General features: G+C 60.3%; 14 protein-coding genes. 5 read left to right on the plus strand and 9 right to left on the minus strand.

The genetic code is table 11. From position 1 onward, the window contains the following. The first annotated feature begins 182 nt into the window (after positions 1-182). The 5 genes from J2X71_RS11740 to J2X71_RS11760 all read left to right on the plus strand — a co-directional run bounded on the left by J2X71_RS11740 (position 183) and on the right by J2X71_RS11760 (position 5,932). A complete protein-coding gene (locus J2X71_RS11740; RefSeq protein WP_310382268.1) occupies positions 183-2,084 on the plus strand; it encodes an ABC transporter substrate-binding protein in 1,902 nt (633 codons plus the stop codon). 66 nt (positions 2,085-2,150) lie between these two features. Continuing rightward, on the plus strand, positions 2,151-3,155 hold the full coding sequence (locus J2X71_RS11745) for an ABC transporter permease (protein WP_310382270.1): 1,005 nt from the start codon (positions 2,151-2,153) through the stop codon (positions 3,153-3,155). Positions 3,156-3,160: 5 nt separating this feature from the next. Next, on the plus strand, positions 3,161-4,018 hold the full coding sequence (locus J2X71_RS11750; RefSeq protein WP_310382271.1) for an ABC transporter permease: 858 nt from the start codon (positions 3,161-3,163) through the stop codon (positions 4,016-4,018). Positions 4,019-4,022: 4 nt separating this feature from the next. Further along, the gene (locus tag J2X71_RS11755) at positions 4,023-5,057 is read left to right on the plus strand and encodes an ABC transporter ATP-binding protein (protein WP_310382272.1); all 1,035 of its coding nucleotides are present in this window, start codon (positions 4,023-4,025) and stop codon (positions 5,055-5,057) included. After that, positions 5,054-5,932 (plus strand): ABC transporter ATP-binding protein, encoded by an 879-nt coding sequence (locus tag J2X71_RS11760; protein WP_310382273.1) that lies wholly within the window; start codon positions 5,054-5,056, stop codon positions 5,930-5,932. Before J2X71_RS11755 ends, J2X71_RS11760 begins: the two co-directional genes overlap by 4 nt. 39 nt (positions 5,933-5,971) lie before the next feature. Here the strand turns inward: J2X71_RS11760 and J2X71_RS11765 are convergent, their stop codons facing one another. From J2X71_RS11765 to J2X71_RS11805, 9 genes are all read right to left on the minus strand, one after another. Then, positions 5,972-7,123, minus strand: coding sequence for an alpha-hydroxy acid oxidase (locus J2X71_RS11765; RefSeq protein ID WP_310382274.1), 1,152 nt, complete (start codon positions 7,121-7,123; stop codon positions 5,972-5,974). 261 nt (positions 7,124-7,384) lie between these two features. Then, positions 7,385-7,891 (minus strand): GNAT family N-acetyltransferase, encoded by a 507-nt coding sequence (locus J2X71_RS11770; protein WP_310382275.1) that lies wholly within the window; start codon positions 7,889-7,891, stop codon positions 7,385-7,387. A gap of 4 nt (positions 7,892-7,895) precedes the next feature. Beyond that, entirely contained in the window at positions 7,896-8,177 is a 282-nt protein-coding gene (locus tag J2X71_RS11775) for a DUF1778 domain-containing protein (protein WP_310382276.1), read from the minus strand. A gap of 261 nt (positions 8,178-8,438) precedes the next feature. Next, positions 8,439-9,119 carry a hypothetical protein gene (locus tag J2X71_RS11780; RefSeq protein WP_310382277.1) on the minus strand — a complete coding sequence of 227 codons (681 nt, stop codon included), beginning with the start codon at positions 9,117-9,119 and terminating at the stop codon, positions 8,439-8,441. Positions 9,120-9,188: 69 nt separating this feature from the next. After that, positions 9,189-10,088, minus strand: coding sequence for an ABC transporter ATP-binding protein (locus J2X71_RS11785; protein WP_310382278.1), 900 nt, complete (start codon positions 10,086-10,088; stop codon positions 9,189-9,191). Then, a complete protein-coding gene (locus J2X71_RS11790; RefSeq protein WP_310382279.1) occupies positions 10,085-10,888 on the minus strand; it encodes an ABC transporter ATP-binding protein in 804 nt (267 codons plus the stop codon). Before J2X71_RS11790 ends, J2X71_RS11785 begins: the two co-directional genes overlap by 4 nt. Further along, positions 10,885-11,763 (minus strand): ABC transporter permease, encoded by an 879-nt coding sequence (locus J2X71_RS11795; protein ID WP_310382280.1) that lies wholly within the window; start codon positions 11,761-11,763, stop codon positions 10,885-10,887. Before J2X71_RS11795 ends, J2X71_RS11790 begins: the two co-directional genes overlap by 4 nt. A 1-nt stretch (position 11,764) precedes the next feature. Then, entirely contained in the window at positions 11,765-12,742 is a 978-nt protein-coding gene (locus tag J2X71_RS11800; RefSeq protein WP_310382281.1) for an ABC transporter permease, read from the minus strand. A gap of 59 nt (positions 12,743-12,801) precedes the next feature. Beyond that, positions 12,802-14,448, minus strand: coding sequence for an ABC transporter substrate-binding protein (locus tag J2X71_RS11805; protein WP_310382282.1), 1,647 nt, complete (start codon positions 14,446-14,448; stop codon positions 12,802-12,804). Between the last annotated feature and the right edge of the window lie 41 nt (positions 14,449-14,489).

Genomic DNA, 14,489 nt, shown 5'->3' on the forward strand with positions numbered 1-14,489 from the left:
CATTTTAAAAATTACCTGTTGCCGTTTGCTGAAAAATTGTCGATAAATGCTGAGGGAAAGCCGAGTGTCTGGAGGAGACATAAGGGTCTCAAGGCCCCTATGCAGGCGCTTTTGCCGGAACGCGATCGATAACGGATTACGGGAAGCGCCCGCCCATGCGGGCCAAGGAGGAGGAGCGTCCGATGAAGTTCCCTAGATTTGCAGTCATTGCCTTATTATCTCTCGCTGCCCTTCCTGCTTACGCGCAGGATTTCATTGCCGGCATCCCGCGCAATGAAACGTTGATCATCCAGGGCACGCCGCAGCAGAATGCGGATTGGTTCAACGTCTGGGCGCCCGGCGGTGGCGGCGCGGCCAATGTCAACGGCCTGCAGCAGCTGACGACCGACACGCTCTGGTTCATCAATCCGGAGGGTGGTCCGGATGCCTGGCAGAACGCGCTCGCAACCGAGCCGCCTGCCTACAATGCCGATTTCACCCAAATGACGGTGAAGCTTCGCAAGGGCATCTACTGGAGCGACGGCGTCGAATTCACCAGTGATGACGTGGCCTATACGGTCCAGACGCAGATCGACCATCCCGGCATGTCCTGGAGCGCGCCCTTCACTGTCAATGTCGCCAGCGTGGAGAACCCCGATCCGCAGACGGTCGTCTTCCATCTGAAGAAACCCAATTCGCGTTTCCACACGCTGTTTACCGTGCGCTGGAACGCTGCCTGGATCATGCCGAAGCATGTCTTCGAAAAGGCCGGCGATCCCCTGGCATTCAAAAACAATCCGCCGGTATCGCTCGGTGCCTATGTATTGCAGAGCTACGACAAGGGCGGCAACTGGACCATCTGGAAACTGCGTGACGACTGGCAGCGCACTTCGATCGGCATGGCCGCCAAGGAGCCGCCGCAGGTCAAATATGTCGTCTACCGTGCTGCAGGTAACCCGGAGGCCCGTGTCATCGAACAGCGCAATCACAATCTCGATGTCATCAACGACATGGCACCCGAGGGCATGTTTGCGATGATGCGCGACAGCAAGAGCGTCGCCTCCTGGCTGAAGGGCTTCCCCTTCGCCCATCCCGATCCGACCCTGCCGTCGGTACTGCTCAACACCAAGAAGCCGCCTTTCGATAACAAGGATGTCCGCTGGGCGCTGGCATTGATGATCGATATCCGCGCCGTGGCACTCGGTTCCTACCGCGGCGCTGCCAATCTTGCAGCCCTTGCCACGCCGCCGACCGGCTCAGCACCGGACGATTATTATGCGCCGATGCAGGACTGGCTGACCAATTTCGAGCTTGATACCGGTAGCCGAAAGATCAAGCCCTACGACCCCAATATCTCGGCCCAGATCGCCACCATGGTCCGCGGACAGTGGGGCGATCAGATCCCGACCGATCCGAAACAGCTGCAGCGCACCTTCGGTTTCGGCTGGTGGAAGCAGGACATCCAGGCTGCGACCGAGCTGCTGCAGAAAGCTGGTTTCAAGAAGAGCGGCAATCAATGGCTGAAACCTGACGGCACGCCGTTCGTGATCCGCCTGCAGGTGGAAGGCGATGCCATTCCGACGCTTGCGCGTGCCGGCACTGTCATCGCCCAGCAATGGAGCCAGAACGGCATTGCAACCAAGGTCGACGTTGCCGGCCCGACCAACGGCCAGCGCCTCAGCACCGGCGATTTCGAAGCGGCGATCTACTGGAGCATCGAGACCTGGGGCGGTCATCCGGACCTGTCCTTCTTCCTGGACAGCTACCATTCTGAGTTCATCAAGCCGCTCGGCCAGATCCAGCCGCCGCGCAACCTGCAGCGCTGGCAGGATCCGCGCCTCGATCAGCTGATCGCGAAAAACCGGTCCATCGCTTTCAATTCACCCGATGTCACCAAAGTCGGCCAGGACTTTCTGAAGCTCGCCGTCGAAGAGATGCCGATGATCCCGCTGATGGCTTACAACAAGTTTGCACCGTTCGACACGACCTACTGGACCAACTATCCGAGTGCTGAAAACCCCTATTCCGCCTCGGGTCCGAACTGGTCGAACATCCGTTACATGGTGGTCGGCCTGAAGGCCAATCCGGCCGCTCCCAAGAACTGACCGTGTCGATATGGGGGGTGGCCGGGCAGTCGGCCGTTCCCCTTCTGCTATTGGAGGGTGGATGCCATGAATGGCTTTCTGATCTATGCGGGCAAGCGTTTCCTGCAGTTCCTTTTCGTCGTCGTCATCGGCATCACGCTTGCGTTCCTGATCGCGCATTTCTCGCCGGTCGATCCGGTGGAGCAAACGGTGTCGCTGCTGACGAGCTTCGGCTCGACCGACCCGCAGGCAGTCGAAATTCTGCGACAGTCGCTGCGGGAGCTCTATGGAACCGGCGGCCCGCTTCTCGATCAGTATTTCACCTTCTGGGAGCGGGTGCTGACCGGCGATTTCGGTCCCTCGCTGTCGTCCTTCCCGACGCCTGTCATGACGGTCATCGGCCGCGCCTTGCCCTGGACCGTCGGCCTGCTGACGCTTGCAACCATCATCGCCTGGATCATCGGCAATCTGCTCGGCGCGCTTGCCGGCTATTTCCGCAACAGCCGGCTTCTCAAGCTCGCTGGCATCGTCATCATGGCACTACAGCCGATCCCGACCTACATTATCGGCCTCAGCCTCGTCATTCTCTTCGGTTTCATCTGGCCGATCCTGCCGATCAGTGACGGCGCGCAGGTCAACCTCGCGCCTGCCTTCAACTGGGTCTTCATCAGCTCGGTCATCGAACACGGCATCCTGCCGGCGCTGACGCTGGTGCTCGTCGGCATCGGCGGCTGGTTCATCTCCATGCGCTCGCTCGTCTCCAACATCGTCACCGACGACCATGTGGTCTATGCCGAGCTCGGGGGCGTACGTTCACGCAGCATCTTTTCGCATTATGTGGCCCGCAATGCCATGCTGCCGCAGGTCACAGGGCTCGCGCTAAGCCTCGGCAATGTCTTCGGCGGCGCCGTCATCGTCGAATTCGTCTTCAACTACCCCGGAATCGGCAAGTTGTTGATTTCAGGCATCTATTCCGGTGATTACAGCCTGGTGCTCGGCGTGACGACGATTGCCATCATCGCCGTCGCCTCCGCCGTCTTCGTGATCGATATCATCTATCCGTTGATCGATCCGCGCGTGAAACTGGGATAATTGCGATGTTCAAGATCCTCAGAGACCTGCTCCGCTACAACAAGGAATTCCTGTTCGGGACGATCCTGATCCTGATCATCCTCGGCCTGATCGTGGCCTCCTTCTTCTCTCCCTATGACGAGAATGCCATCTATGTCGTCGCCCCCGACATGCCGCCGTCTGCCGAATTCTGGCTCGGCACGACATCGCGCGGCCAGGAGGTGTTCTGGCAGATCGCCGCATCGCTTCGCAACACGCTCCTCTTCGGCATCATCGTTGCCGTCATCAGCCGCCTCATTGCGCTGGTCGTCGGCCTGGTCTCCGGCTATATCGGCGGACGCACCGACCAGATCATCATGGGCATCAACGATACGCTCGGCGCATTGCCCAACATTCCGATCCTGCTTCTCCTGGTCTTCGTGCTGCGCGACCAGATGACATGGTCGATGCTGGCGATCGTCGCGGCCCTGCTCGGCTGGACACATGACAGCCGGCTGATCCGCTCAGTGGCGCTCTCGCTCCGCCACCGCGAGTTCACCCGGCATGCGGTCTTCGCCGGCATGCGCACGTCGCAGATCCTCATCCGCGAGCATCTTCCTTATGTGATGCCGATCGTCTTCTTCACGACGATGAACAATCTCATCTGGGCGATCGGCCTGGAAGTGACGCTCTCCGTGCTTGGCTTCTCCGACATCAACCGGCCGACGATCGGCGGCATGATCTATTGGGCCAATGCCCATTCCGCCATGGTCGCCGGCATCTGGTGGTGGGTGGCCTTCCCGATGCTCTTCGTGGTGATCCTCTTCCTCGGCCTCTTCATGCTCGCCATGTCGGTCAACGAATATATCGATCCCCGCTCGCGGCTGGCTCGGATGGGAGCCTGAGACGATGCAGAATCTTTTGAGGAAAGCGCCTTTGACCCTCGTCGAAAACTCCCGAGACGCGCTGACGATCGACGGGCTGAAATGCTATTACGTCAACGACTATTTCGGCGTCCGGCGCGAGATTCGCGCCGTCGATGACATCAGCCTGACGGTACGCAAGAACGAGATCTACGGCATCGCCGGAGAATCCTCGAGCGGCAAGACCTCGTTGATCAAGACGCTTGCCGGGGCCATCCGGCCGCCGATGCGGGTCGTCGGCGGCACCGTCAATTTCAACTTCGATGGAAAGCTGATCGACGTCTACGGCGAACCGCAGAAAATGCGGTCTGCGCGCTGGCGCCACCTGTCCTATATCATGCAAGGCTCGATGAACGTGCTGAACCCGGTCCGGCGCGTGAAGCACGCTTTCAACGATTTCGCCTTCCGGCACATGAACCTTGATCCGGCTACCTTTCGTGAGCGGATCGAGGCGCATCTCGCCCGCCTGCATCTCGATCCGCATGTGCTCGAAGCCTTTCCGCATCAACTCTCAGGCGGCATGCGCCAGCGACTGACCATTGCGCTCGCGACCGTCTGCGAACCGGAATTCATCATCGCCGATGAGCCGACGACAGCGCTCGACGTTCTGGTGCAGCAGGATGTTCTGGCATTGATCAAGGAGGTGCAGACGCGCATGCAAGCCTCGGTCATCTTCGTAACCCACGATATGTCCGTCCATGCCGCAATCACCGATCGCCTCGCGATCATGTATGCCGGGCGGCTGGCCGAAGAGGGGCCGACGCAGGCGATTTTCGACAATCCGCAACATCCCTATACGGTCCACCTGATCGGCAGTCTGCCGCGGATCGGTGATACGAAAACCAGAAAAAGCCTACCGGGCAAACCGCCGGCGCTCTCGAACCCGCCTTCGGGATGCCGCTTCCACCCGCGCTGTCCGATTGCGATCGACAGATGCTCGAAGGAGGTGCCCGTCATGCAGCCAAGCGCGACCGGCGGGCGTGTCGCATGTTTCAGGGCGGGGGAGTACAAAATCCAATGAGCGGCGAACACCTTCTCCAACTTGAAAACGTCACCAAGCTCTTTCCGATCGGCGGCTTCTTCTCGCGTGCCAAGATGACGGCGGTTAACGAGGTCAGCTTCGCGCTCGAGGCTGACAGACCCGAGATCTTCACGATTGTCGGCGAATCCGGCTCCGGCAAATCGACGCTTGCCAAGATGATCCTTGGCAATGAGAAGGCTGATCGCGGCACCATCCGCTTCGACGGTGCGGATATCGGTGATATTCGCAGCCGCAACGCCCGCGAAGCCTTCATGACCAGGGTTCAGCCGGTTTTCCAGAATCCCTTCGAAGCGTTCAATCCGCTGACGCGCATTGACGAATATCTGTATGCCACCGCCCATCGCTTCAAGGATGCGAAGAGCCGCGCCGACAGGGAGGCGCTGGCCGATACGGCGCTGCAGCGGGTCGGCCTCTCCATTGCGGAGGTTCGCGGACGGTATTCGCACGAATTGTCGGGCGGCCAGCTCCAGCGCATTGCGGTGGCACGTGCGCTCATTCCCGAACCCAAGCTGATCGTCGCCGACGAGCCGGTCTCGATGGTGGATGCATCGCTGCGCATGTCGATCGTCAATCTTTTCCGCGACTTGCGTGATACGCTGAAGGTGTCGATCATCTATATCACGCATGATCTGGCGACCGCCTACTACATCGCCGACCGGGTCATTATCATGCGCAAGGGCGTGGTGGTCGAAAGCGGCGATGCACGCACCGTGCTAGACAATCCGCAGCACGAATATTCGATCGCTTTGAAGAATGCCGTGCTGCCGCCTGATCCTCGTGAGGCGTCGACGATCATTCGCCAGCGCCAGCAGGATGCCGGCGCACTTGCGCATCGGGAGATCGTCAACGCCTGATAAGGTCACGCCACCTGGGGCGCGGCCATGTTCTCGGTCTCAGGAGGCGCGGAAACGCAGATTTCCGGCCGAAAGTTCGCTGACCGAGGCGCAACCCATCAGCTTCATGCCGCGCTCGATTTCGGTTCGCATCTGCAGGAGCGCCCGTTCGACGCCTGCCTGGCCAGCCGCTGCAAGCGGGAACAGATAGTAGCGCCCGACGCCGACGGCCTTGGCGCCAAGCGACAGTGCCTTCAGCACATGGGTGCCGCGCTGGATGCCGCCATCAACCATCACATCGATCCGGTCTCCGACGGCCTCGACGATTTCCGCGAGCTGGTCGAAGCCGCTGCGCGAACCGTCGAGCTGACGCCCACCGTGATTGGAAAGCACGATGCCAGTGCAGCCGATATCGATCGCACGCTTGGCATCCTCGACCGTCATGATGCCCTTCAGGCAGAAATGTCCGTCCCAGATTTTCACCATGTCGGCGACGTCGTCCCAGTTCATGGCGGGATCGAGCATTTCGGTGAAATAGCGGCTGATCGACATGGTGCCGCTGCCCATGTCGACATGGCTGTCGAGCTGCGGCAGGCGGAATTTCTCATGCGTGAAATAATTGATGGCCCATGCCGGTTTTACGGCAAACTGGGCCATGCCTGACAGATTGAGCTTGAAAGGGATGGCAAAGCCGGTGCGCTTGTCGCGCTCGCGGTTGCCACCGGTGATGCTGTCGACGGTCAGCATCATCACCTGCACGCCGGCCTGCTTGGCTCTCGCCATCATTTCTCTGTTGAGGCCGCGATCCCTGTGGAAATAGAACTGATAGACCTGCGGTCCGCTACTGATCTTACGCGCCTCTTCCAGGCTGATCGTGCCGAGCGACGACACGCCGAACATCGTGCCGAATTTGCCGGCGGCATGGGCGACCGCCCGTTCCCCCTCGTGATGAAAGAGCCGCTGCAGGGCCGTCGGCGAGCAATAGACCGGCATGGCAAGTTTCTGGCCCATGACGGTAACCGACATGTCGACCTCGCTGACGCCGCGCAGCACGCTCGGCAGAAGATCGCAGCTCTCGAAAGCAGATGTATTGCGCCTGTAGGTAACCTCATCGTCCGCCGCGCCGTCGATATAGTTGAAGATCGGGCCGGGGAGGCGCTTTTTGGCTAGGCGACGGAAGTCATGGAAGTTGTGGCAATCGGAAAGGCGCATGATCGAGTCCAAGGTTTTCAGGCCGCCGCCGCGTCATGCTTTCACACGGTGCCGTGGCGGCCAATAAATAGGCCATGTGAGATCCGTTTATCGGCCTCCTCCTGACCCAGCGCGTATGGGATACGATCTTTATGGCACCAATCTCAAGCTCTCTCAGGAGCATCTTTGTCGGTGAAGGCTGTTTTTATTGTAGGACTGTCGTCCGAGCCGGCGCTCGTTGTGAAAAGCGCCAGTTCCAATGGACGCCTTCCTGAATAACAACTAGCGGATTGTTTCCATCCACACTCTGATGTCGCTCATCGAGCGAACGAGAATCGTTGGATTGTCTAGTGAAGGGATAAAGCCCCAGCTCTGCCAGAAACCTTCGGCTTCCTCATCAATGGCGCGAACGACGATCGCTCGGCCGCCGACGAGATCTGCGCCAGCTATACAGCGATAAAAAGCATCCCGGACCAGCGCTGTCCCGATACCGCGGCCAAAATAGCGGCGATCGACCGCAAGCTGACCGATGAGCAGACATGGGATCGGGTCGGGTGGCTGACCGGTGCGGATTTTGCGGCTAACAACATTTGGAGCGATCACAGTCGGGGCCAGGCCATAATAGCCGACGATCACATCATCATCGTGCATGATGAAGACCCGTGTGAAGCCATGTTGCTGGTTGGACCTTGCAAAGGTGGCAAGCCAATTGTCGAGGGCCGGTTTACCGCAACTGAATGCGTCCAGGCGATGACGCTCAGAAAGCGGCTCGATCCTCGACAAACCCACTGGTTTAATGTTCCCTGGGCAATTGGCGGAGCAGACGTTCGGCGACCTTGGTGGGTACGGCAGCGGGGGGCGCTTCGATGGCTGCGACAAAGGCCTCAAAGGCATCAGCCGAAATGCGGACGACGCTCTCGTTGAGCATTGTAATCTGTGCTTCCTGCAAGGCGGCTCGACGCATGAACTCGGTCCGGGAAAGACCGGTCAGTGCAGCTCCGCGATCGATAATCGCGAGATCGTCATCACGGAAGCGCATCGAAACCGGTGTTTCCTTGCGGGCATTGATGGGCATATCTCTTCCTCTTTCTCAAGAGGAAATGTAATGCAGAATGCGTTACATTGCAATAATTATCGGCCCTGCGGTTGATGACCAATTCGAGAGCGCGTGATGCCACATATGCGCGAACGAGAGGAAAGCCTTGCAGGTGGGATAACACTCTTACTCCCTCGAGAATATCAATCCCAAGCTCTTTAGGGGGCATCTTTGTCGATGAGGATTCATTTTATTATCGGACCGCGATCCGAAATAGCCCTCGCCCCGGAGACTGCGAGATCAGTGGCCGGGCTTCACCGCCAGCCAGATGACATGCCGTGCACCGCCGCGCTTGCCGTTGGCGCGCGTATTGATCGCGTCGACCGCAAAGCCGCTATCCTTTAGCCGGCGGGTGAAGGATGGATCAGGCCCTGAGGACCAGACGGCGAGCACGCCGCCGGGGCGGAGCGCCTCGCGAGCGGATTTCAGCCCGGCAAAATCATAAAGCCGGTCGTTGGATTTGCGGGTCAGCCCGTCGGGGCCGTTGTCGACGTCGAGCAGGATAGCGTCATAGCCGGCCTTTCCGGCACTGATTGCCTTGCCGACATCGCCCTGATGGATCGAGACACGCGGATCGTCGAGGCAGCCCTTGAAGACCTCCGCCATTGGACCCCGCGCCCAGGCGACGACCGCCGGCACCAGTTCGGCGACGACGACACCGGCATCCTCGGGCACTACAGCCAGTGCTGCCCGCAGCGTAAAGCCCATACCGAGGCCACCGATCAAGATTTTCGGCTTCGGATGCGATTTGATCCGCTCGTATGATAGCGTGGCGAGCGCTTCTTCCGAGCCGCTGAGGCGGCTGTTCATCAGCTCGTTGGTGCCGAGCATGATGGAAAATTCGGATCCGCGCTGCTTCAGCCGTAGTTCACCGCCGTCGCCAGGAATGGTCGCGGAATCGAGCTGGATCCAGGGAAGCATGGCAGTTTCGTCTCGCTGAAAGGGACCGTCCCCTAGCATAGGGTGACGGTCGAAGCCAGCAAGCCTTGCTCAGACCACGCGTACGAAATGGTCCGGCTCATGTTCCACCACCTGGTCCCGCGGCGCGGCGGAACGGCGGCGGATATCCTCAACCTCCTGCGGCTGCAGGCGCATGCGCGGATCGTCGAAGCGCACATCCGGATCCGGCACGGCAGAGAGCAGCAGGCGGGTGTAGGGATGCAGTGGATTGTCGATCACCTTGGCGGTGTTGCCCCATTCGACGATCTGGCCAGAATACATGACCGCAATATCGTCCGCCACATAGCGGGCGGTGGCGATATCATGGGTGATGTAGAGCAGGCCGAGATTCATCTCCTTCTTCATCTCGTTCAGGAGATTGAGAACGCCGAGGCGCACGGAGACATCGAGCATCGAAGTCGGTTCGTCGGCAACGATCACTTCCGGCTGGGCCGCAAGGGCGCGGGCGATATTGACGCGCTGGCGCTGGCCGCCCGAAAGCTCATGCGGATATTTCGGCGCGACAATATCGGGATCGAGCTTCACGCGCTCAAGCAGTTCACGCACCGTCGCGTTGATCTGATTGCCACGGATATCGGGCCGGTGCAGCTTCAGCGGCCGCTGCAGATGATGGGCGATCGTGTGGGCCGGGTTGAGCGAGGCAAAGGGATCCTGGAAGATCATCTGTACCGAACGGCGGTAGCGGGCGATCTCGTCCGCCTTGGCGCCTTCGACGGGGCGGCCCTTGTAGAGAATCTGGCCTGTGGTCGGCGAATATTCACGCATCGCCATGCGGGCGCAGGTCGTCTTGCCGCTGCCGGATTCACCGACAAGCGCCAGCGCACGGCCGGCATGCAGCGAAAAGGAGATGGCGCGGGCGGCATGAACCGTGGAAGCGCCGAGACCGAAGGTCTTGGTGACCTTGTCGAGGGCGAGGATGGCATCGCTCATAGCAGCACGCCTCCGTGAAGCGAAGGGAAGGAGGCCCAGAGTTTGCGGGTGTATTCGTGCTGCGGCACCTTGTAGATCGCCTCGGCACCGTTCTGCTCGACGAGCTTGCCCTGAAGCATGATGCCGATGCGGTCGCAGAACTGCACCATCAGCCCGAGATCGTGGGTGATGAAGAGCACCGAGAAGCCGAACTGCTTCCTGAGTTCGTTGATGCGCTGCAGGATTTCCCGCTGCACCACCACGTCAAGCGCCGTCGTCGGCTCGTCCATGACGACAAGTTTAGGATCGAGCGCCATGCAGATGGCGATAACGATGCGCTGACGCATGCCGCCGGAAAACTGGTGCGGATAGTTGCGCATGCGATCCGGCGCGATATCGACGAGCCGCAGCATCTCGGCCGTGCGCTCACGCGCCTCGGCCCTCGTCATGCCCTTGTGAGTGCGAAGCACATCGTAGAACTGGTCTTCGATGCGCAGCACCGGGTTCAGCGAGTTCATGGCGCTCTGGAAGACCATGGCGACCTCGCGCCAGCGGAAGGCGGCAAGCGCCTTCGCGTCGAGTTCCAGCACATCGCGGCCGGCAAGCAGGATCTGGCTCTCCTTGCGGATCAGCGCCGGCGGCTTGTGCAGGCGGCTGATGGCAAAGGCGATCGTGCTCTTGCCGCAGCCGGATTCGCCGGCCAGGCCGAAGACCTCGCCCGGTGCCACGTCGAAGCTGACATTGTCGACGGCGCGAAAGTCCTTCTCCTCGCCGATATAGTCGATGGTCAGGTTCTTCACGGAAAGCAAGGGTTGCGTCACAGGCGACCCTCCCCGGAGCGGATGAGCAGGGACCAGCGCTTCAGATGATTGCCGGTGCGCAGGCGCGGATTGGCGATTTCGTCGACGGCGAAATTCAGCAGCGACATGCCGATGCCGAGGAAGGCGAGCGCAAAGCACGGCGTGAGGATATCCCACCAGGCCCCGACCGAAAGTGCGGAAGCCTTCTGCGCATTATAAAGCATGGTGCCCCAGGAAACGACGCGCGGATCGCCGAGGCCGAGGAATTCCAGCGTCGCCTCGGTGATGATGGCGAAGATGACGCTGCCGATGAAATTGATGCCGACGATGGAAATCACGTTGGGGAAGATCTCGAATGTCATGATGCGCCATTGCGGCTCGCCCATCATCTCAGCCGATTTGACATAGTCCTTCTGCTTGACTGAGAGCGTTTCGGCGCGGGTCACGCGCGCTCCCCAGGCCCAGGATGTGCCGCCGAGGATGAGGGCGATGACGAGTGGGCTCGCCTGGCCGATGAAGGCTGCAAGAACGAGCAGCAGCGGCAGGTTCGGCACGACCAGCACCATATTGGTGAAGAAGCTGATGACCTCATCCGTCTTGCCGCCGCGATAGCCGGAGATAATGCCGAGTGCGGTGCCGACTGCGGTGATCAGCAGGCCTGCGCCGAAACCGACGGCAAGCGAGGTTCGCGCGCCATAAATCAGTCGGGCAAAGACGTCCTGACCGATACGCGTCGTGCCGAGAATATGATCGACGGACGGCGGCTGGTGCGGACGGCCGGTACGGGCCGCGGGATCGTAATGCGTCAGCAGCGGGGCTGCGATCGCGACGATGATGATGAAGGCGATGATGGCGAGGCCGATCAGCGCCTTGCGATTGCGGAGCAGGCTCTTCATCTCACGCTCCCTTCAGTCGCGGATCGAGCAGCACGTAGCTGACATCGACGACGAAATTGGCAATCAGCATGGTCGCGGTCATGATGAGAAGCTGTCCCTGGATGACGGGATAATCGCGGGCAAGGATCGCCTGGTAGAGGATGTTGCCGAGGCCGGGATAATTATAGACGACCTCCGTCACCAATGAGCCGCCGAGAATGGTGCCGATGGCGATGGCAAGGCTGGAAACGGTCGGCAGCAGCGCGTTGCGCGCCGCATACCAGAGCATCACATGCCGGTCGGACAGGCCCTTGGCGCGGGCCATGACGATATAGTCCTCGCCGAGCAGGTTGATCATGTTGTTGCGCATGGTGACGGTGAAGCCGCCGACCAGCACGGTGCAGAGTGTAATCATCGGCAGGATGCCGTGATAGGCGACACTGGCGATATATTGAAAGCTGAAGGCCGGATCGAGCGACGGATCGGCGGCATAGCCGTTCGGAAACCAGCCGAGGGTGAAGCCGAAGAAGAAGAGCACGATCAGCGAGGTGACGACGGCCGGTACCGACGTCGCGAAGATCGCGCCGATCGAGACGATGACGTCGAATTTGCTGCCGCGACGCCAGGCTGCGACGATGCCGAGGAAGGTGCCGAGCGCGAAGCTGATGATCGTCGCCGTGCCCATCAGGCCGACGGTCCACACCAGGGCGTGGCCGAGCACGGACGTGACCGGCAGCGGGAAATATTTGATCGAGCGGCCGAGATCGCCGGTGAAGATGCTGCCGAGATAGGTCAGATATTGCTGCCAGAGCGGCCCGTCGACGAAGCCGAAGGTGAGCTTCAGCGCCTGCAGGCTTTCCGGCGGCAGTTCGGCGCCCGCACTCGAAAACATGATGCGCACGGGATCGCCCGGCATCAACCTGGGCAGGAAGAAATTGATCGTCGCTGCCGCGATGAAGGCCGCCAGGTAAAAGGCGAGGCGGCGAAGCAGAAAGGCCATGGGGACTCCGTCAAAACGGGAGCGGCGCTTGCCGCGCCGCTCCCGCCGTTTCTAGTGGCTTACTTGACCGGCTCAAGCGCCAGCAGGTTCAGAAGACGTGCCGGGTTGGTACGCGAGATGGACGGATTGACGAAGGGATTTTCCTTGGTCGACCAGCCGGTGAAGCGCTTGGTGTTGTACTGATACCAGTTCGGATTGTTGAAGACCGGGATGACAGGCATGTTTTCGGCAACGATGCGCTGAGCCTTGTTCATCGCTTCCTTCTGCTTGTCGAGGTCGGCCGTGTGGGTGAACTGGGTCACCAGATCTTCCACTTCAGGGCTGAACCAACGCTGCGCGGTGAAGCGGGTCTTGCCCTTATCCGATGCGCTGAAGGCGCGCTTGTAGGGGTAGTAGGGCGATGCCGATGCCGGCAGGCTGTTGATTGCCGCATCGAACTTGCCGTCGATGAGGTCGGAGGTCCAGACGGCTTCTTCCGGCGTCTCGATCTTGGCGTCGATGCCGACGGCCTGCATGCCTTCGATGGCGATGTTGACCGTATCGATCCAGTCCGTCCAGGCGTTCGGAACGATGATCGAGAAGGAGATCTTCGAGCCGTCCGGATTGTCGCGCAGGCCATCGCCGTCCTTGTCGACATAGCCGGCCGCATCGAGCAGCGCCTTGGCGGCATCGGCGTCATAGGCGCCGAACTTGCCGAAGTCGGCCTTGACGGACGGGTCCGCCCAGCTCTTGTAGAGCTCGCCCATCAGGCCCGGGTCTTCGTTCAGCGTCGGATAGCCGTAGCCGGCCACATCGATCATCGTCTTGCGGTCAAGCGCCATGGAGACCGCCTGGCGGAACTTCACGTCGTTGAAGGCCTTCTTGTTGGCCTCGTTCGAAGTCTCGAGATTGAACAGGAAGGCAACCATGCTGCTCGGAGAATACCAGTAGTGATAATGAGCCGGATCCTTCGAGACATAGACATTGTCGATATCGGGAATGAAGGAAACGCCCCAGTCGAGCGTGCCGTCGGCAGTCGCCCTCAGGATCTGGTTGTTGTCGGCAAGCTGCGGGAAGCGCATGCAGTCGATCTTCAGGTGCTCTGCATCCCAGTAATTCGGGTTGCGGCACTGGTCATAGGTCTGGCCGGTGAAGCGCGGCACTTCCGTCAGCGGGCCACTGCCGACAGGGGTTTCGTTGGCATAGGTGACCGGATCGGCAACGTCCTTCCAGACATGTTCCGGCACGATCGGCAGCTGCGACAGCTGTTCGGCTGCGAGCGAGCTCGGATTGGCGAGCGTGAAGCGTACCGTCTGGGCATCGACGGCCTGCACATCGGTGATGAAGCTCCAGATGCTGACGAAGTCGAGCGCCGGGAATTTCTTCAGATAGTCATAGGTGAACTTGACGTCGGCAGAGGTCAGCGACTTGCCATCCGACCACTTCAGGTTCGGGCGCAGCTTGAAGTCGATGCTCTTCAGGTCGTCGGAGAGCTTGAAGCTTTCGGCCAGGCGATAGACCGGCTTGTTGCTGTCGAAGCGGTTGAAGATGACCAGCGGCTCATAGATGAAGTCGAGAGTCGACTGGCGCGACGAGGTCTGGTTGAACGGGTTGAAGTTGCGCACCCAGGTCGTGGCCGGCTCGATATTGGCCGTCAGGATGGTCTGCGCCATGGCCGAGCCTGACAGCATGGTCAGGGCCGCGGCCGCTAGGATATATTTCTTCATGTCAAATTCCCCTTTTCTTATGCGGTGAAAAATGGCGGCGC

The sequence above is a fragment of the Rhizobium sp. 1399 genome (assembly GCF_031455475.1).
Lineage (GTDB): Bacteria > Pseudomonadota > Alphaproteobacteria > Rhizobiales > Rhizobiaceae > Rhizobium.